Raw genomic sequence first — 20,852 nt, forward strand, 5'->3', positions numbered from 1 at the left:
AAAATTTTACTCTATGGGATTGATTTGGGACATATAGTACCTGCTTTAGGTGCTTTATTGGGTCGTTTTATTTATCCAAGCTATGGAATTATGTTGATTTTTGCAAGGTTATTCAATTTACTTTTTTTTATATGTGGAATGACTTGGATTTTGAAACGTAGTAAAAATAATTTTTATACTTATTTTATGATTTTTGCTGTTCCTTTTATGCAAAAAATCGCCAGTCCGTCCTATGATGTTTTTGCATTTTTAACAATTGCAGCATTCGGGACTAATTTTTTATACTTAAGCCAATTTAGGAGGTTTTCTGAACTAAGCAAAAAAGACTATAGTTATAGTATTTTTACAATTTTATTACTATTTTTGACTAAACGGAACTATATTTTTGCTATGCCTGCATTACTGGGTTTACCTATGATTTATGGTTGTTTGCTAAATTTTTTCAGAAGAAGAAGTGTACAAAGTAAGCGAATCATGTTAATCAGTTCCTTTTTAGTAATATTTTTTTGTTTATTTATTGTTCATAGATTCTTTAACCTAAAGATTTTGTTACATGTTTTCTTTGATAATTACTTTAATGTAGCTACTATGGGTGGAAGAGGATTAACTTCATTTTCAGTCGTTCAAGATAATTTGCCAGATCTAGTAAATATTTTCTGGATTGTTTGTTTATGCCTATTGATGTTGGCAGAGGATAGTACTACTTATGAATTAGGAACTGTTTTAGGAGGGGTTATTGCCTATTTTCTTAATTGGTTCGGAATTTTTCTAGGTTTTTACATTGGTTATCCAGAGCATCTTCCTTTTGATGATTTAACAGGCCGTTATCTTCATGCATTTCTTGTTTTACTTGTTCCTTTCATGGCTTGGTTAGGGCAAAAGATAAAGGTTAAAATTTCTGAAAAATCTTTTTCCCAAATTGCTTTATCTGCTACAATAAGTGTGCTTATTCTTTACCTGTTGATAACTGTTTACAGAGGGTTTGTTTTGGGAGTGACTCCTGCTTGGAAAAATTAAAAATATAAATTATAAAAATTCTGTTTAATATGATATAATAGTTTATGAAGGAGAAAAGGAGAACGTGATGATTTTGATTACTGGTTCAAATGGCCAACTTGGGACAGAACTGCGCCACCTTTTAGATGAACGAAACGAAGACTATGTAGCGGTTGATGTAGCTGAAATGGATATCACCAATGCTGAGATGGTAAATAAAGTCTTTGCTGAAGCTAAGCCTACCCTAGTTTATCACTGTGCGGCTTATACAGCAGTTGATGCAGCAGAGGATGAAGGGAAAGAACTAAACTATGCCATCAACGTAACTGGTACAGAAAATGTAGCCAAAGCGGCTGAAGCACACGGGGCGACATTAGTTTATATTTCTACTGATTATGTCTTTAATGGTCAAAAACCTGTCGGTGAAGAATGGGAAGTAGATGATCGTCCAGATCCTCAAACAGAATACGGTCGTACAAAACGTATGGGAGAGGAATTAGTCGAAAAATATTCTAGTCAATATTATATTATTCGTACGGCTTGGGTATTTGGTAACTATGGCAAAAATTTTGTCTTTACCATGCAAAATCTAGCTAAGAACCATCCTACTCTGACTGTTGTTAATGACCAACACGGTCGTCCAACTTGGACTCGTACTTTGGCTGAATTTATGACTTATCTGGCTGAAAATCAAAAGGAATTTGGTTATTACCATCTGTCTAATGATGCATCAGAGGACACAACTTGGTATGACTTTGCAGTGGAAATTCTCAAAGATACGGATGTGGAAGTCCAGCCAGTGGATTCTAGCAAGTTCCCAGCTAAGGCTAAACGGCCTTTCAACTCAACTATGAGTCTGGCCAAGGCTAAGGCTACAGGCTTTGTCATTCCAACTTGGCAGGATGCTTTGAAAGAGTTTTACAAGCAGGATAAAAAATGCTGATATCTATCAAAAAGGACCTTTAAGTCCTTTTTTGATGGCTACTTAACAGTGGCTTTTCACATTTCATGGAAAGTATAGTATAATAAGAACTAGAACATAATTGGAGAAGATAGAATGTCCCAGAAATCAAAAATTTCACTACCGTCAGTTAAGAGTAATTATATATGGAACATGCTGGGGACAGCCTCATCCTCATTGATATCAGTTGTCTTGCTTCTACTAGCTTCTAGATTTCTAGATTCAAGAGATTCTGATATTTTTAGTATTGCTTATGCTCTTGGTCAGCAGTTCTTTGTTCTAGGTTATTTTCAAGTTAGAAATCTGCAATCTACGGATATAAAAGAAAGATACCAATTTGCTTCTTATCATAACACGAGACTTTTTACGGTCTTTTTGATGATTTTTACATCGTTTATCTATACTCTATGGCAAGGGTATGATGTTTACAAATCTAGTATTATTTTATTGCTTGTTCTTTATCGGGCTATAGATGCGTATTCAGATGTTTTTCAAGGATTATTTCAGCAAAAAAATAGATCAGACTTAGCCGGAAAGGTGCAATTCTATAGGAGCTGGATTTGCATGTTAATATTTGCAATAGTCCTGTTGCTTACAAAATCATTGATGGCAGCTAGTCTTGTTATTTGCTGTGCGAATTTCATTCTGACCTTCCCCTTAGATTTCAGAAACTGTAGATTACATTTTTCTCAGGAAATGTTTTCTCCTAAACTCTATGACGACAGAAAAAATGTGTATTCTATTTTGAAAAATAGTTTTCCCTTGTTTTTAAATGGATTTTTGATAACGTATATCTATAACGAGCCAAAAATTGATATTGATTACCTTTTGACAAGTGGCTATTTTTCATCTGGGGTTCAAAGAGACTTTAATGTTCTATTCATGCCTGTCTTTGTCTTATCCCTTTTATTCTTCGTCTTGAGACCGTTGACTACACAGCTTTCTATTTATTGGACTGAGAAGAAATTTACACTATTTTTCAAACAGGTCAGTACCCTAAATCTAGTAATGACTGTTTTAGGACTTGTTATTGTTATTTTGGGCTATCTGATTGGTACAGAAGTACTTAGTGCTGTCTATGGTATCCAATTACAGGAGTATAAGCTTCCTTTTACTATATTACTTATAGGCGGTATTTTGAATGTTTTTGCTCTAGTAGTTGATATCATTATGACTATCTTTAGAAAACAGCATTATCTGATGATAGCCTATTTATTGACATTTGCTGTTTCAAAATTTATTACGTTACCATTTATCCGCAATCAAAAATTGCTAGGAGCTGCTAATTCCTTTTTAATCTCTATGTGCGTTTTTTATGCAACAAGTCTGATTATTTATGGCGTTGCTAAAAATCAGGAAAAAAGAAAGAAGTAGGATTCTATGAATATCTTATTTACATTAAATGATTCGTTTGTACCTCAAGTTGCAACCTGTATGTGTTCTATATTTGAGAATAATAAATCTGCTAAGAATATTACAGTATATTTAATTGGCGAGAGGATAAGCCAAGAGAATCAAAATAAATTAAAAGGATTCGCTAAAAGTTACGATAGAAAAGTTTGTATTATTTCTATAAATAATATCGAAGACTATATTGACTTTGATTTTGATACAAACGGTTGGTCTTCAATTATTTTGGCACGTCTTTTTTTAGATAAGCTTCTTCCACAAGAAGTTGATAGGATCTTATATCTCGATGGAGATACACTAGTTCTAGAAGATTTAGGTTCATTGTTTTATATCGACTTAGGAGATAAGGTAATAGGTATGTGTCCCGAACCAACTGTGGATAAGTCAAGAAAGGAATTTCTAGCTTTGAAAGAGTACCCCTATCATAATTCGGGTGTCCTATTGATCGATCTAAAAAAATGGCGTAGTGAAGAGATTGGTAAACAGGTCATAGAATTTTATCAGTTTCATGAAGGAAAGCTATTCGCACCAGACCAAGATGCCTTAAATGGAGCTTTGAAAGAGCAAATTTTCACCTTGCCAATTTCCTTTAATTATTTTAATATTTATGATGTCTATCCTTATAAAACGTTGAGTGAATTAAGCCAGCCAACTAAGTTTATATCACAGGAAGATTTTAATCATTTTCGGAAAGCACCTACAATTATTCACTATCTTGGTGAAGAGAGACCTTGGCGGAAGGGGAATACACATAGGTTTAAAAAGGAGTACCTCTATTATCTCCACAAAACTCCATGGAAGGATACACCAATGGAAGAAGGTTGGCAGCTGTATTTTGTTTGTTTTAGAATCTTTAATATTGTTATGAAGCCTTTTCCAATGCTAAGATATAAGATTATCAATTCCCTAATACCGAGCTTTATGAAATATAGAAAAAAACAGTTACAGAAAAACAAAAATAATGTGATGACATGTTATAGAAAGAATAGATTAAATTAATGAAAGTTTTAATGATAATTCCTGCTTATAATGAGGAAGAAAGTATTTTAAATACGGTTATGAGCATTGTAGAATATCGGAAGAAAGTTGATTTTGACTTAGACTACGTAGTTATCAATGATGGGTCAGTTGACAGAACTAAGGAGATTTTGGACAGCCATCATCTGAATGCGATCCATTTGGTGATGAATCTGGGGATTGGTGGAGCTGTTCAGACGGGCTATAAGTATGCTCTTGAGAAGAATTATGATGTGGCCGTACAGTTTGATGGAGATGGCCAGCATGATATTGAGTCGCTGGATGCTTTGCTGGAGCCTATTCGTCGTCAGCAGGCTGATTTGGTTGTTGGTTCTCGTTTTATCGGTGACAAGTCTTCGGAATTTCAGACGACTTTTATGCGGCGTTTTGGCATTACCATTATTTCAGCTTTTATTAAATTAACAACAGGCAAAAGGATTCTGGATACCACATCAGGCTATCGTTTGGCTAATCGAGACATTATTCGACAATTCGCTGCGCGCTATCCTATAAAATATCCTGAGCCAGAATCAATCGTCCATATCTTGAAGCGGAAATATAAAGTGGTGGAAGCACCAGCCAATATGTTTGAACGTGCAGGAGGAGTCTCTTCGATTACTCCTATTAAGTCCATTCGCTATATGATTGAAGTTTGCTCTTCGATCTTGATTGCTACTTTTATGAAAGAGAGTGAATAATGTCCATTTTGTCTATTGTTATGCTAGTGGCTTCAGTTTTATTCCTGTATTTTGTCTTTCGGAATATCAATCAAAACAATATTTTATTTGAGCAAGCCTTTATGTGGATTATTATTGGCTTTGTACTCATTGTTATTTCTGTTTTTGATTGGATTCCCGTTTCGATTGCCAAATTGCTGGGCTTTGAGCTGACATCAAACTTTTTAATGTCTTTAGCTATTTTCTTCTTGCTTATTATCGCGTTTTTGCATACCATTGTTATCTCTAAGCAAAAGGAACAAACCAAACTGCTGGTGCAAGAATTGTCCATGATGAAGAAAAAAATTTCCAAGTTAGAGAGTGAAAAAGATGAAAAATAACCATACCTGGGTGATTTGTGCCTATGGCAAAAGTGAATTTTTAGAAGCTTGTATCCTGTCTTTGCAAGCTCAAACCTTGCAATCAAAGATAATCTGCTATAGCTCAACACCGCTGGATTCAATCAAGCAGCTGTGCCAGATGTATAGTGTTCCTTTTTACACGAAAGAAGGAGGAGGTATTGGTAAGGACTGGAACAATGCCCTTTCCTTTGTTGAGACTTCTTATGCTACCATTGCTCATCAAGATGACTACTATGAGCCAGCTTATCTAGAAGCAGTGATGCAGAAGATAGAGCAGTCTAAAGACATTCTCATTGTCTATACAGATTATTTTGAAGAGAAAAATGGAGTCAAAATTCTGGCTAATACTAATCTGAAAATCAAGACTCTCATGCTAAAAACCATGAATCTGATGCCGGCCAGCCGTTTTTGGAGAAATCGGGTCCTAGCTTTTGGCAATCCCATTTCCTGTCCGGCGGTGACTTACAACTTAGAGGCATTAAGGGATTTTCGATTTGATGAGAAAATGCGTGTGAGTCTGGATTGGTATGCTTGGTACACGATTAGCGCCTATAAGGGTCGCTTTGCTTATATTTCTGAGAAGCTTATGTGCCACCGGATTCATGGAGAGTCCGAAACAACCAAGACTATTTCTGATAATACGCGAACCAAAGAGGACTTGTTCATGTATCAGCTTTTCTGGCCCAAGTGGATGGCTAATCTGATAAATAAAGCATATATGAAGAGTCAGAATTCTAACTCGAATTAATATAGGAATTTTACAAGGAAAGCATATGAATGATTTAATATCTGTGGTTGTAACTTGTTACAACCATGAAGACTATATAGAACAATGTCTGCGCAGTATTTTTGGACAGACTTATCGGAATATTGAGTTGATAGTCATAGACGATGGTTCTTCTGACCATTCTGCTGGGATCATAAAGACACTGTCTTAACAGACTCACCTTTTCCAACGCATTTTGAAAGACATGAAAATATGGGATTAGTAAAAAGCAGAAACAAAGGGCTATCTTTGATAAAAGGCGAGTTTTTTTTATTTGTTGATAGCGATAATTTTTTAGATATAGATTTTATTGAAAAATGTTATCAAAAGCTCCAATTATGCCAAGCAGATATTGCTTACAGTGATTTATATGATCCAGATCATAATACAATGTTTTTGAAATCTAAGACATACCAACTCTCCACTTTTTTAGAAAGAAGCTATATAGATAGTTGCTCATTAGTTCGAAACTCTGTTCGTAAAAATGCGTTATATGATATAAACTTGAATAATAAGAAGATGGAAGATTATGATTTTTGGTTAAATTTGATTATCAACAATAATGCGAAACCAGTTTATGTAGAGAATACAAAATTGAACTATCGCGTGATCGAAAATTCTATGTCTAAGAGAGATTCCACCAAATATTACTTTGAGATTTATTTACAGATTTTATCTAAATACCAAATAAGCTTCCTAATGAAATTTATCATGCCCTGAGTAAGAATATATTTACACTAGAAAGACGCTTGGATGAGCTGATAAAGCATATGGATGGGGTGACAGACTATGTACTTGAGTTACAGGAGGAGCAGGAGCAATCACAGAAAAGTTTGGCTTCCATGAAGGAACGCTTAAGAACTATGAAAGATAAGCGAGATGAGGCGATTCAAGAGCAGTTCCATATTCGTCGCTCAATTTCCTATCGGGTCTGGTTACACCGCTGAAATATCTGGGGCAGATTGTCAAAAATCCTTGTCGTATCAAGAGTGTTCTGATTCAGATTAAGCACCAGTTGATTAGCTTAAAACGGAAAGCAAAATCTCCCAAAGTATATTATTATCAATGGCTACGTGATTTTCAGCGGAAAAAGGCCATGAATGCAAATGGCGAAAAGGTCTTGGTTTATGTTATTTTTGAATCTGAACCACGCTTGCAGCAGTATAAGATTATTTTCTTAGAAAAATTAGCAACTTTAGCTGACAAAACTCTCATTATCGTAAACGGTGGTTTAGTTGCAGAAGATTTAGAAATCTTGGAGTCGTTTGGGCAAGTTTTGGTACGAGAGAACACTGGATATGATACAGCGGCTTTTCGCAAAGGCATACTTACTCTTGGAAAGGAAAAACTGCGACATTGTAGCCAGCTCATACTTGTTAATGATACCAATATTGGCCCTATGAGAGATTTAGCAGGCGTCTTTCAGACTATGGCTGTTAAAAATATTGATTTTTGGGGAATCTCCTACGGTGAGATTCAGGAGGATATCATAGGTTTTAATCGTTATGGCTATATTCCAAATCATCTACAGTCTTATTTTTTGGTGATTGAACCTTTGCTGCTTCAGTCCGAAGAATTCTACGACTATTGGCAAATGCTGACTGACACGGATTCACGGGAAGAAGCAATCGGAAAGCATGAAACGACTTTTACTAAGTACTTTGCTGACTTGGGCTATCGTTACGATGCCTTGGTTCATGAAAATCGGGATTCGGCTATGTATATTCATCCGTTGAAGATGCTAAAAGCAGGCAGTCCTCTGATTAAATATAGTTCTTTGAAGAATTACGATGATCAACAGTTTTTATGGCAAGGTCTGGAAAGAGAGTCAGAGGTTCCTGATGTATTGGGCTATGTTCGGGAGAGGACAGATTATCCAGTAGAAATTCTTGAGAATATCGTTCAAAAATTTAAAGCGGTGCCTCGTGATCAATATATTCTCATCATTGACGGTGTAGAGAACATCATTCCGCAGTGTACGCGCTACCGTGTGTTCAATAAGGCAGAGCAGCTTAGAAAGAATGGCTTTGCTGTGAAAGTGGTTAATGCGTCTGAGTTTAGTCTGGCTCAGGCTCAGTATGCCAGCCACATTATCATCTATCAAGCACCTTGGTCTGTTCATCTCCAACTTTTGTGTGATTTAGCACATAAAGAACAGAAGCCGGTTTATTATGATATTGATGATCTGGTCTTTGATACCTTTTATACAAATCAACTTAGCTATACACAAAGTTTAACCGAAAAAGAGAAAGAAAACTATGATGCTATGGTGCAGAATTATGGGGAAATGCTGGCATCTTGTGATGGTGCTATTACCTCCACAAATCAGCTAAAAGAGGAATTGCTCAAATACAAGGACTCCGTCCTGCTGAATCGTAATCTGGCGTCCAGCGAATTGATTGCGGTTAGCTCGCAGTTCTTGAAGGAAGACTTTGGTGTAGACGATAGAATCAAAATCGGTTATTTCTCTGGTTCCATCAGCCACAATGAAAACTTTGAACTAATCAAGCCGACTATCAAAGAAGTGCTAGACAACTACCCATCCGTGGAGCTTCATATTGTAGGGCACTTGGATATCCCGCAGGATATGAAACAATATTCGCAGCGTATTATCGTCCATGAGTATGTGGACTGGAAGTTCTTGCCTCAGTTGATTAGTCAAGTTGATATTAATCTAGCCCCGCTTGTTGACTCAGTCTTTAATCGAGCCAAATCAGAAATCAAGTGGTTAGAAGCAGCATTAGTCAAGGTTCCGACAGTGTCTAGTCATATTGGTGCCTTTACAGATATGGTAATTGATGGTCAGACAGGCTTGCTGGCTAGAGATGATGAGTGGAAAGAAAAGTTGGAAAGTTTGATTCTTTCTGTAGAACTTCGCAGAGAATTGGCAGAAAATGCTTATGCTTTTGTGTTAGAAAATTGCAGTATAGATAAAAAAGATGAAATGGTGACTTATTTTGAAAAGAAATAAAAGTCGAGAACATTTTCTTGTTACTAGCAAGCGTGTTTGTCCTAGCTTTTATGATTGTGCAACCGATTAATAGGGTGCCTGATGAGAGCAACCATGCTCGTATGACATGGGAAATTTTCCATAAGTCAACTAATCGAAGTTTTAAATGGATGGATGAGCTGCCATCCGCACCAGATGTGACATTTAAAGAGTATCAGAGACTCTTTTCGGAGAAGATTGATCTGTCGCAGGAAGAGTTTGCCTTTGGATTTAATCTCAAGACCATCTTTTTCCTGCCACAGTTGATAGGAATGTCTTTAGGGAGCTTCATTTATCCGTCTGTTGGTTTGATTGTGATGATGGGACGACTTTTTAATACCTTAGCTTACATTTTCGGTGTTTACTTCCTGATAAAATACTTCAAGTATGGCAAAAAAGCCCTGCTTTTCCTGTCTCTCCTACCCATTATGGTACAGCAGGCGGCCTCTCTGTCTTATGATGTCATGAACTATCTAGAGATTATGCTGGCGATTGGCTTTCTGACTAACATTGCCTACTCTAAACAATTCAGCAACAGGAATGTGCTGGAACTCTTGGTGATTTCTATCGGTCTTTTTGTTACCAAACCAAACAATGTTCTTTTGCTGGGTTTGCTGCCTTTCGTTGAGTTTGAGTTTGAAGGATTTCTTGCGGTCCTGAATAAGCCGTTTGTTGCAACCAAAGCTTTTGTAGCTTGTTATCTCCCTATCTTCTATGTACTTGGCTTTGCGACTTTCTTTCTTGTCTTGCATTTGGCTTTTCGTAATCAGGGCGGGCTCGTGCACTATGGACAAGTTTTGTTGAATACGCTCTTTAAGCAAAGTGTTAATGGCGACTTGAATACGATTTTGACAATTGGTATGTTTGGCTTTTTGGGGAATTTTACTATCCAGCTGCTACTTTGGTTGATTTTTATTGATGTAGCTGTTTTGGCACTCCTCTTTTTGCAGTCGCAAAAAGATTTTATGACCAAGGGGTATACAGTCACGTCATGTTACCTATTTGTTGTTCAGGTGATTGCTATCATATCTATTATGTATTTGCAGTGGACACCGATTGTTCTTGGGAAGGGTGCAATGATCTCGGTTGGTGCTCAAGGGCGTTACTTTACACCTTTTCTAATCCTGTTCTTGCCAGCTGTGGCCAATCTAGGAATATTGGAGATTAAAGAAAAAGTAGTAAATCGGATGATGATTGGAACACTAGTAGCCAACTTCTTGATTGCACTCTACTTGATGTTGCCTTTTTATTGGAATTTATTAGGATAAGCTATGAAAAAAACGATATTATTCATTTCACCGACTGGAACGCTTGATAATGGAGCTGAAATATCCATTGTCAATTTGATGGAATACTTGGACCAGACAGGCCATCAGGTTATCAATGCGATTCCGGATTATCATGTAGCTACTCAGCAGAACTATATTTCTCATTTGACAGCAATTGGCATTGAAACTCTATCCCTGTCTTCTATCAATGGTGGTGGGAGGATGCGCCGGGTGGTTTGCCAGGCAGTCCGACATCTATAGTGTACTCTTATCAAGAGAACACCTCTGTACTCAGAAAAATTCTGATAGAGCGGAAGATTGATCTAGTGATAACCAATACGGTCAATATGTTTCAAGGAGCAGTAGCTGCGGCTTGTGAGAATATTCCGAATTATTGGCTGATTCATGAATTTCCTGACGGGGAATTTGGCTACTATAAGGAGAAACTGGACTTTATCAGCGATTATTCCCAAGAGATATTCGCGGTGAGAGGAGCTTTGCAGAGACAACTGCAAGAACTATTATCAGAAAGAAAGGTATTACCTTTTGTTCCCTATACGAAAATAAGTCCTACTGAGACTGGAGATAAGGATCAAGCAGAGAGACGTATAGTATCTGTCGGTCGTCTGACAGAGCGGAAAAATCAATTAGAATTGATAAAAGCCTACGCCAAATTGCCTCAGCCAAGGCCAGCACTGGTCTTTATCGGTGCTTGGGATGAGGACTACAAGAAAAAATGTGATGCCTGCATCTCAGAATATCAGTTGGGTAATATCAGTTTTTTAGGCTACAAGGACAGTCCTTGGGCAGAGGTGACAGCAGCAGATTTGGTAGTCTTTCCATCTGCGATGGAGACCTTCGGTTTGGTCTATATTGAGGCGATAGTGAATGGCTTGCCAACCATTCTCTCCGATAACCCAGAACATCTGTCTGCTTATGAGATTCTTGAAGAAGGCTGGCTTTATAATTCTGGTGATATTGAGCAGTTGGCAGAGAAGATTAGCAAGGCCTTGGTAGACTTTGAGTCCTTCAAAGATCAACTGGTAGCTAATTTAGGTAAGATTCAGGAGCATTATACGCTTCAGAACGCCTATCAAGAATTATTGGAAAAAGAGCAAGTCAGAGCTAATTCCATACGCCATATCAGTTGCTTATTGGATACTGATATACTGCCTCAACGACCCAACTCTTTTCTTAAAGGAGTAAAGAGGAAGCTTCTTTCTATAATAAGGGGTTAATTAAGAAGGACGAGTATAGTTGCGGCTATTCTCCGTCTTTTTTGTATTATACAAATGCATTAGAAAATGGTATAATAATCTAGATTGCAATAAATTTGAATCGGAGAAGAATATGCAACATATCTTTATCATTGGAAGTCGTGGTCTTCCTGCAAAATACGGAGGCTTTGAAACCTTTGTAGAAAAATTAGTTGAACATCAAGTATCTTCTCAGTTGCAATATCATGTTGCCTGTTTGTCAGACCAAGAAACAGGACAGCATACCATGAATAAAGGTGTGGATTGTTTTAGTATTAAAGCGCCTAAACTAGGGCCAGCTAGAGTGATTGCCTATGATATGCTGGCTATTCGCTATGCTTTAAAAATGGTCAAAGAACAAAACATTGAATCACCTATTTTCTACATTTTAGGAAATACGATTGGTGCCTTTATTGCACCTTTTGCCAAAAGGATTCATCAAGCAGGCGGGACATTTTTTATCAATCCAGATGGTCTTGAATGGAAGCGGGCTAAGTGGCCTAAACCCGTTCAGTCTTATCTTAAGTACTCAGAAAAGCTGATGACCAAGCATGCTGATTTGGTTATATGCGATAATCAAGGTATTGAATCCTATATCCAGAATGCCTATCCTTGGTCTAAAACGACTTTTATTGCTTATGGTACAGATCTTAAACTTTCTAGCTTGACTGATCAAGATGAGAAAGTTCGGAATTTCTTCGGAAAATGGCAGAGCAAAGAGAAGGAGTATTATCTGATTGTTGGTCGTTTTGTGCCGGAGAATAACTATGAGACCATAATCCGAGAGTTTATGATTTCAAATACCAAGCGGGATTTACTAATCATCTGCAATCATGAAGGAAATGCCTATTTTGAAGAATTGCGACAGAAAACGAACTTTGATCGAGATAAGAGGATCAAATTTGTAGGGACGGTCTATGACCAAGATTTATTGAAATATGTGCGCAATCATGCTTTTGCTTATCTTCATGGCCATGAAGTTGGAGGGACCAATCCAGGTTTACTTGAGGCTCTGGCTCAAACTGATCTCAACTTAGTTTTAGGTGTGGATTTTAACCGAAAAGTAGCAAAAGAAACGGCTCTCTACTGGAAAAAAGAGCAGAATAGTTTAACTGACTTGATAGACCAAGTGGACAGTCAAAAAGACTTTTCTAATCTAGGCCAAATAGCCAAGCAAAATATGAAAGATAATTATACTTGGGAAAAGATTGTCGGCGAATATGAGGAGTTATTCTTATCATGAAAGTAAATATCTTGTTGTCCACCTACAATGGTGAGCAATACCTGAAAGAGCAGGTTGAAAGTATCCAGCAACAAACCTATCAAAATTGGCAACTTTTTATCCGAGACGATGGCTCATCGGATGGAACTGTTGCAGTTATTCAAGGATTGGTAGCTCAGGATCCACGTATTCACTTTATCAATGAAAATCAGATTGAAAATTTTGGAGTCATAAAGAGTTTTCACACTCTCTTAAAATATGAGAAAGCAGACCTTTACTGCTTTAGTGACCAAGATGATGTCTGGCTCCCTGATAAGATTGCGCTTCAAGTGGCAGAAGCAGAGAAATATCTTCAAGATAAGCCGTTACTGCTTTATACGGATTTAAAAGTAGTGGATGAAAACCTGACTGTTCAGCACGAAAGTATGATTCGTACTCAGTCAGATCATGCAAATACAGAACTGGTACAAGAGTTGACAGAAAACACTGTAACAGGTGGAGTAGCCATGATCAATCACGCCTTGGCTGAATTATGGACAGGGCAAGAAGCCCATGACCTTATTATGCATGACTGGTATTTAGCCTTGCTGGCTTCTGCCTTTGGAAAACTTGTCTATATTGATAAGCCAACTGAGCTTTATCGTCAGCATAGCAGTAACGTTTTGGGGGCACGTACTCTTAGAAAAAGGGTGAAAAACTGGGTTCGGCCCCATGTGCTTTTTGCTAAGTATTGGCAACTTATCAAGGCTAGTCAAGAGCAAGCAAAAAATTTATTAGATCTGTCTTTGAGCCCTGAAAATAAAGAATTAATTGAAAACTTTGTGACTATCATGGACGTGTCGTTTAGGGAACGATTAGCACGTATACGCAAATATGGCTACCGTAAGAATCGTGCTTTTCACACTTGTGTTTTTACAACCTTGATATTGACAAAGTTTGCATATAGAGGTAAAAAATAATGTTTGACGTTTTTAGTCAGAAAAATCGAATTTTATTACGAGAGTTAATTAAAACGGACTTTAAATTACGCTATCAAGGATCAGCAATAGGCTATCTTTGGTCTATTTTGAAGCCCTTGATGACCTTTAGTATTATGTATATCGTCTTCATCCGTTTCTTGCGCTTAGGTGGAGACGTTCCTCATTTCCCAGTTGCTTTGTTATTAGCCAATGTTATTTGGGGATTTTTCTCAGAAGCAACTTCTATGGGGATGGTATCGGTTGTTAGTCGTGGTGATCTTTTGCGTAAGCTAAACTTTTCAAAGCATATTATTGTCTTGTCAGCTATTTCAGGTGCAGCCATTAATTTCGCTATCAATTTAGTCGTGGTCTTGATTTTCTCGCTCTTTAATGGAGTGACCTTCAGCTGGTCGGCTTTGATGGTAATCCCTCTCTTTTTTGAATTGTTTTTGATGGCAACAGGGTGTGCTCTGATCTTATCAACTTTCTTTGTCCGCTTCCGTGATTTATCTCAAATATGGGAAGTAGTGCTACAAGCCGGCTTATATGCGACACCAATTATTTATCCCATTACATTTATTGCGGACCGAAATCTATGGGCTGCCAAATTAGTTATGATGAATCCTCTGGCTCAGATTATCCAAGACATGCGTTATTTCTTGATTGATAAGGCCAATACACCTGTCTGGCTTTTGGTTGAAAATAAGCTTTTGGTTCTTGTTCCTTATGTATTGCCAATTCTTATTTTCCTAGCTGGCTTTGCTTACTTTAACAAACATGCTAAGAAATTTGCGGAGATTCTCTAATGACAGATAAACAAATTGCAGTAAAAGTAGACCATGTCAGCAAGTTCTTTAAGTTACCTACGGAGGCAACCAACAGTCTTCGTACTGCTATGGTCAATCGCTTTAAAGGAATTAAAGGTTATAAAGAACAGCACGTCCTTAATGATATTTCCTTTGAAGTGGAAAAAGGAGACTTTTTCGGAATCTTGGGTAGAAATGGTTCTGGGAAATCGACCCTCTTAAAAATCATTTCTGAAATTTACGTACCTGAAAAAGGTTCCGTCACAATCGATGGAAAGTTAGTTTCTTTCATTGAGCTTGGAGTCGGTTTTAATCCTGAACTAACAGGTCGTGAAAATATTTATATGAATGGTGCAATGCTGGGCTTCTCAACAGCTGAAATTAACGCCATGTATGATGATATTGTGGACTTTGCTGAGTTGCATGATTTTATGAACCAAAAGCTCAAGAATTATTCTTCTGGAATGCAGGTTCGTCTTGCTTTCTCAGTTGCCATTAAAGCGCAAGGTGATATCTTGATTTTGGATGAGGTTCTTGCAGTTGGAGATGAGGCTTTTCAGCGTAAATGTAATGATTACTTCCAAGAACGGAAGAAATCAGGGAAAACGACCATTCTTGTTACCCATGATATGGGAGCTGTCAAGAAGTATTGCAATAAGGCTGTTTTGATTGAAAATGGTTTGGTTAAGGCAATTGGTGATCCCTTTGACGTTTCTGATCAATATAGTTTTGATAATTTGGAATCGAGCTCCCATCATAATGGAAATGAAGATGAGGGCTTGGTCACAACGGAAGTTGAAGATTTTACAGCTAGATTGCTTTCTCCTAAGAAAGTAACTCCTGATGATGAGGTTGTTATTGAGTTTTCATTTAATTTATTAGATGATTCTGTTAATCCACATATAGCCTTTTCACTTGTTGATATTTCTAATGGGAATGGGCTTTATAACGATAATTCCATGGATGTTCCATTATCTGGCATTGGTCCAAAAAAAATCACCTATAAATGTAAGCTCCCATATTTTAATCATGTAAAGTTAAGATTAGTAGCGTTTTTAAGAGACGAAAATCAAGAAAACTTAGCGATATTATCGACAACGAACCCTCCAGTCTTTTCAATTGATCGGGTAGTAGATCGAACTAATCGTTCAGAATTGGATTCTTCAACTGGTTTGTTGATCCGTCAAGGCAAGTGGGAATAATTCCTTTGGTGTAGACTATGAAAATTTTATTTGTTTCTCCTGTTGGAGCAATGTTTAGTGGAGCAGAAGTATCGATTGTGAACCTGATGAAATTGTTGGTTCAGCAAGGTCACGAAGTTTATAATGTGATATCGGATAATGCTCCACATATCGATAAAGACTACCTCCGCCATATGGATACAACTGGAATTAAACTATTTCAGTTAAAAACGAATCAGTGGTGGTGGCCTGAGTCTAAAACGCTGAACATTTCAGATTTAGAAATCCAAGCTTCTCAACAAAAAAATATTGATGAAGTAAGAGAAATCATTCAGAACGAACAGATCGAACTGGTTATTTCGAATACAGTAAATGTGTTTCAAGGAGCTATGGCAGCTGCATGTGAAAAAGTGAGACATATTTATATTATTCATGAATTTCCTTTTGGTGAGTTTGGCTATTATAAGAAATTAATTCCCTTAATTGATGATTTATCTGATAAAATTTTTGTAGTCGAAGGGGAATTGTACCACACTCTAACGAATTATTTTCAGACTGATAAATTGATTCCGTTCATCCCTTATACAGAGGTTCAAGAACGTTCTCTCAAGAATTCTACTATTTCTCGTTTTGTATCAATCGGTGGGATTAACGAACGGAAAAATCAGTTAGAGTTGCTCGGGGCTTATAATCAATTAAATCGTAAAGAGATTGAACTAGTTTTCATTGGGGGATGGGATGAACATTATAAAAAGTTGATGGATGACTATATTGAGGAACATCATCTAGATCATGTATCCTTTATTGGTTTTCATTCTGATCCATGGTCCTTGGTGACAGATAAGGATATTCTCGTCTTACCTGCTAAATTAGAGACATTTTCTCTCGTATTTGTGGAATCAGTCTTAAATGGTGTTCCCGCAATCATTTCCGATAATTTAGGTCATTTATCTTCGAGTAAATTTTTAGAATCTGGAAATTTGTATTCACTAGGTGATAGAGATGTGCTGAGTAAAAAAATGGCTACTTTGATTGAGAATTTTGATACCTATAAAGAAAAACAATTACTTGATCAGCAATTCGCTCGAAAGAAGTATACTCTCGAGACAATCTATGCTGTTTTTAAAGACTACATTGAATTAAAATTCCCAATTGTTAACCAAAAGCTATCCTACAAGTATGATCGTTTTTTGGGAATGAAATTCAAAAATCGTGATATTGAGGTGATTAGTAAATCTCAAGTAGTGATCTCGGGATCTAACGATGGCCTATACTCAGCATACCATGAAATAACAAAAGAAAGAATGGAAAATGAGAGCTCCATTATTTTTCGGCTTGAAAATGAAAAGAGTCTAAAAATATTACTTTCAGAATTTCCAGGTTCCTATAAAAAATTATCATTAGTTTCATTGGAGGATCAGAGAGAAATTTCCCTTGCGACTTCAAATGGAATTGCATTAGATGAAGTGATGGTTTTCTTGAATACGCACCCACATATTCTTTTTGATCTTTCAAATGTTTCTGGTAATCACTTTTTTTTCTCCTATGAAAAAGAAAGTGACGAAGAATTTAGCAGACACCTATTCAACTTATATGAGAATCATAAAAAATTATCCCATGACTACAATACAATCATCCATTCTCGCCGTTGGACCATTCCAACAAAAATCTTGAAATTCTTAAAAATAAGGAAATAATATGCAACGTTTACTTTTATATGTTCACTTCAATAAGTTAAACTTTATCAGTGGACATGTACTCTACCAATTAGAAAAAATTCGTCCCTTGTATTCATGGGTGGTTTTCATCTCTAATAGTCAGTTACCAGAAGATGTGAAGGTTCATTTATCTTCGCAACATTTGGTTGATGATATTTTAGAACGTCAAAATAGTGGCTTTGACTTCGCTGCTTGGCGGGATGGAATGAAGACAGTAGGGTTTGATCAACTAGCTCACTTTGATTCTGTTACCCTCATGAATGATACTTGCTTTGGACCTCTTTGGGAATTAGAACCAATCTATCAGCAGTTTGAAAATGACCAAGAGGTAGACTTCTGGGGAATGACCAATTACCGGAAAGACAAGGATTTTAACGAGCATATTCAGAGTTATTATCTTAGTTTTAAAAAACAGGTACTGTCATCAAGCGTTTTCCAGGATTTTTGGCAAGGCGTTCAAGATTTTACCAATGTTCAAGATGTCATCGATAACTACGAGACCAAGGTGACAACGAATTTCTTGGATGCTGGTTTCCACTATAAAACCGTCTTTGATACCATCCATGAAGACACGGCAGGAATGCTCTATCCAGACTTTTCTTACTACAATCCCACAGCGATTCTCAATCATAAGGTTCCTTTCATCAAAGTCAAAACGATTGCTAACAACGAAGGAATCATGCCTTATATTTTTGATGAATTGGAGAGTGTATCGGATTATCCATTAGATTTGATTCTCAATCACATGTCTATGATTGATCGTCCGGACTATCCTTATCTCCTATCCCGTAAGTATTTGAAGGATCAGGAGCTAGAGGGAACTTTTGATAAAAAGGTTGCAGTTCATCTCCATGTCTTTTATGTGGACCTATTGGAAGAATTTCTAGATGCTTTCCAAGCTTTTCATTTTGCTTATGACTTATGGATCACGACAGATGTAGAAGAGAAAAAGCAGGATATTGAACAATTTCTTTCTAATCGTGCCCAAGATGCTACGGTTGTGGTGACTGGGAACATTGGACGAGATGTGTTGCCAATGTTGCTCTTAAAAGAGCAACTCGCTCACTATGATTATGTCGGTCATTTCCATACCAAAAAATCCAAAGAAGCAGATTTCTGGGCGGGTGAATCCTGGCGAAAAGAATTGATCGAGATGATGGTCAAGCCGGCAGATCAAATCCTGGCAAATATGGAGACCAATCCAAAAGTCGGAATCACCATCGCAGATATTCCAACCTTCTTCCGTTACAATCGAATAGTGGTTGCCTGGAATGAGACCCTCATTTCACCAGAGATGAACAAGCTCTGGGAACGGATGGAAGCGACTAAAAGTATTGATTTTAAGAATCTCAATACTTTTGTCATGAGTTATGGGACCTTTGTTTGGTTTAAATATGATGCTTTGAAACTACTCTTTGATTTAAATTTGACAGCAGCAGATGTTCCAGCTGAACCTCTTCCTCAGAATTCGATATTGCATGCGATCGAACGTTTGTTGGTCTATATTGCTTGGGATCAAAAGTATGACTTTAGAATCTCTCAAAACCCACATGTTCTCACACCATTTATAGATAATAAGCAGTTGAACAATCGAGAAGATCTCCAACCCCATACCTTTGTGGACTTTAATCAAATTGGTGGGATTAAAGGGGCCTTAAAGTATATTGTAATTGGTCCTGCAAGAGCCGTGAAATATATACTAAAAAGAATGATAAACAGAAAGTAGGGAAATTAATATGGGAGTTATTGATAAAACTAAGATTAGAAATATTTTAATCGCTATATTTTTAGTATTATTTTCAAGAGTGTTTTTGGTCAGTTTATTTCAGTTCACCATCAATTTTAAAATTGTACTATTAATTATTAGTGTTATAATTTATTTTATTCTTTTTGATCCAAAAGACCAAAACAAATTGCCGATTAATGCCTTTTTTTTGATAATTCTTTTTGGTAGTGTAATTTCACTAGTAAAACCAGTCCAATATGGACTAGACGAAGAGTCTCATTTACCAAATGTAATTAGTATTTCTGATAGTCCGATTTTTAAATATTCTAATGAGGAGTTAGAAGATTATAATTCAGTTTTTAAATATGATGCACTAAGGAATCCTAGTAAAAAAGATAAAAATTATTGGTTCAATGTTGAACATAAAAATAGTAAAATTAAAGGAGTAAGAGTTGGATTTGATAATCCAGCCTTCATTCCTAGTGCAATTGGATGGAATATTGGTAGATTAATTTCTAAAAAAATGTATGTTTCCTATTACTTGGGAAGAATTTTCGAAGTAATAGCATTTGCTATTCTAGTATTTATTGCATTAAAAATCAGCAAAGTTTATAGAGAAGCGATATATTTATTCGCTACGTTCCCTGCAGTATTATACATCATAGCAGGTTATCATTATGATTATTTATATTTTGGAGCAACTTTAATTTGTCTTGCTATACTTACAAATATACTATCTGGTGAACACAAAGTTAATAAAAAGTATACCATTGCATTTCAATTTTCCACATTCCTATTTTCATTTGCAAAATTTCCGTTTGTGTTAATTGGAAGTCTGTTTTCAATATTACCGAATAAGTATTATCAGGATAAAACAGTAAGAATATTTAGTTCAGTCCTATTTTGTTTAAATTTATTAATTTCTTTTACATATGTTGGAATTATTAGATTGTTTTCTTCGGGTAATGCTTTGTCAGGTAAAGGACCTGGAGTATTATATTTTGTAACACATCCATTACCATTAATTAGAACTTTATTTTTAGCACCATACAGTATTATTCATGACTTTGTTTCTGAACCATTGAAATATGTATCAGAATCCTCACCGTTTTTAATTGCAGTTTCAATAGTTATTTTCTTTTTCGTTATGTTTGTAATTGGATTAAAAAATAAAATTGAAATGCCAACATTTTTTAAATATTACTGTCTTCTTTTACTTGTAGGGATTGCTTCATTAATTGTAATTGCTATTTCAGGAGATCCGAGGGTATACCATAAAGGTGACATTACTGTAGGTGGTGTACAAGGTCGTTATTATTATTTTATTCTGATGTTTTTGCCACTCTTCTTTGGATCATGGTTTAGAAAACTTTTTGGCTTTTTGGATATGACAATTCAGAATGAAAATTCTGATTTTGAATGTAGCTTGCAATATATGTTAGTGTATTTAAATATTTTAACAATTAGTATCGGAATCTACACTCAATTACAAGGATAAA

The 20,852-nt window shown here is 36.3% G+C and carries 15 protein-coding genes and 2 pseudogenes; all 17 read left to right on the top strand.

Annotated elements, in window-relative coordinates; all coding sequences use genetic code 11:
• Positions 1-24: 24 nt before the first annotated feature.
• The 17 genes and pseudogenes from HMPREF9182_RS00375 (at position 25) to HMPREF9182_RS00455 (ending at position 20,851) form a co-directional block, all read left to right on the top strand.
• Complete coding sequence (locus HMPREF9182_RS00375; protein WP_255263254.1) at positions 25-1,017, top strand: DUF2142 domain-containing protein; 993 nt, start codon at positions 25-27, stop codon at positions 1,015-1,017.
• A gap of 67 nt (positions 1,018-1,084) precedes the next feature.
• Positions 1,085-1,939, top strand: a complete 855-nt coding sequence (gene rfbD / locus HMPREF9182_RS00380) for a dTDP-4-dehydrorhamnose reductase (RefSeq protein WP_009754397.1) — start codon at positions 1,085-1,087, stop codon at positions 1,937-1,939.
• Positions 1,940-2,053: 114 nt separating this feature from the next.
• The gene (locus tag HMPREF9182_RS11050) at positions 2,054-3,331 is read left to right on the top strand and encodes a lipopolysaccharide biosynthesis protein (RefSeq protein WP_009754377.1); all 1,278 of its coding nucleotides are present in this window, start codon (positions 2,054-2,056) and stop codon (positions 3,329-3,331) included.
• Between the two features lie 6 nt (positions 3,332-3,337).
• On the top strand, positions 3,338-4,366 hold the full coding sequence (locus HMPREF9182_RS00390) for a glycosyltransferase family 8 protein (RefSeq protein ID WP_009443150.1): 1,029 nt from the start codon (positions 3,338-3,340) through the stop codon (positions 4,364-4,366).
• Positions 4,366-5,082, top strand: a complete 717-nt coding sequence (locus tag HMPREF9182_RS00395) for a glycosyltransferase family 2 protein (RefSeq protein WP_009754655.1) — start codon at positions 4,366-4,368, stop codon at positions 5,080-5,082. Before HMPREF9182_RS00390 ends, HMPREF9182_RS00395 begins: the two co-directional genes overlap by 1 nt.
• Positions 5,082-5,441 (top strand): DUF2304 domain-containing protein, encoded by a 360-nt coding sequence (locus HMPREF9182_RS00400; RefSeq protein ID WP_009754839.1) that lies wholly within the window; start codon positions 5,082-5,084, stop codon positions 5,439-5,441. The genes HMPREF9182_RS00395 and HMPREF9182_RS00400 overlap by 1 nt, the downstream gene beginning before the upstream one ends.
• Positions 5,431-6,210 carry a glycosyltransferase family 2 protein gene (locus HMPREF9182_RS00405; protein WP_037602416.1) on the top strand — a complete coding sequence of 260 codons (780 nt, stop codon included), beginning with the start codon at positions 5,431-5,433 and terminating at the stop codon, positions 6,208-6,210. The genes HMPREF9182_RS00400 and HMPREF9182_RS00405 overlap by 11 nt, the downstream gene beginning before the upstream one ends.
• A 25-nt stretch (positions 6,211-6,235) precedes the next feature.
• Positions 6,236-9,199: pseudogene (locus HMPREF9182_RS00410) on the top strand (rhamnan synthesis F family protein).
• A gap of 50 nt (positions 9,200-9,249) precedes the next feature.
• Positions 9,250-10,485, top strand: coding sequence for a DUF2142 domain-containing protein (locus HMPREF9182_RS00415; protein ID WP_083819063.1), 1,236 nt, complete (start codon positions 9,250-9,252; stop codon positions 10,483-10,485).
• Between the two features lie 3 nt (positions 10,486-10,488).
• Positions 10,489-11,723: pseudogene (locus HMPREF9182_RS00420) on the top strand (glycosyltransferase family 4 protein).
• 112 nt (positions 11,724-11,835) lie between these two features.
• Positions 11,836-12,984, top strand: coding sequence for a beta 1-4 rhamnosyltransferase Cps2T (cps2T, locus tag HMPREF9182_RS00425; RefSeq protein ID WP_009754603.1), 1,149 nt, complete (start codon positions 11,836-11,838; stop codon positions 12,982-12,984).
• Complete coding sequence (locus HMPREF9182_RS00430; protein WP_009755114.1) at positions 12,981-13,922, top strand: glycosyltransferase family 2 protein; 942 nt, start codon at positions 12,981-12,983, stop codon at positions 13,920-13,922. Before cps2T ends, HMPREF9182_RS00430 begins: the two co-directional genes overlap by 4 nt.
• Positions 13,922-14,728, top strand: a complete 807-nt coding sequence (locus tag HMPREF9182_RS00435) for an ABC transporter permease (RefSeq protein WP_009443926.1) — start codon at positions 13,922-13,924, stop codon at positions 14,726-14,728. The genes HMPREF9182_RS00430 and HMPREF9182_RS00435 overlap by 1 nt, the downstream gene beginning before the upstream one ends.
• Positions 14,728-15,930: an ABC transporter ATP-binding protein gene (locus HMPREF9182_RS00440; protein WP_009443533.1), complete on the top strand. Its 1,203-nt coding sequence runs from the start codon at positions 14,728-14,730 to the stop codon at positions 15,928-15,930. Before HMPREF9182_RS00435 ends, HMPREF9182_RS00440 begins: the two co-directional genes overlap by 1 nt.
• 17 nt (positions 15,931-15,947) lie before the next feature.
• Complete coding sequence (locus HMPREF9182_RS00445; RefSeq protein ID WP_009754441.1) at positions 15,948-17,606, top strand: glycosyltransferase family 4 protein; 1,659 nt, start codon at positions 15,948-15,950, stop codon at positions 17,604-17,606.
• 1 nt (position 17,607) lies between these two features.
• Positions 17,608-19,353, top strand: a complete 1,746-nt coding sequence (locus HMPREF9182_RS00450) for a rhamnan synthesis F family protein (RefSeq protein WP_009443873.1) — start codon at positions 17,608-17,610, stop codon at positions 19,351-19,353.
• Positions 19,354-19,363: 10 nt separating this feature from the next.
• Complete coding sequence (locus HMPREF9182_RS00455; RefSeq protein ID WP_009754648.1) at positions 19,364-20,851, top strand: DUF2142 domain-containing protein; 1,488 nt, start codon at positions 19,364-19,366, stop codon at positions 20,849-20,851.
• Position 20,852: the final 1 nt, after the last annotated feature.

It is taken from the genome of Streptococcus sp. oral taxon 056 str. F0418 (assembly GCF_000220065.1).
In the GTDB taxonomy this organism is placed as follows: Bacteria; Bacillota; Bacilli; order Lactobacillales; family Streptococcaceae; genus Streptococcus.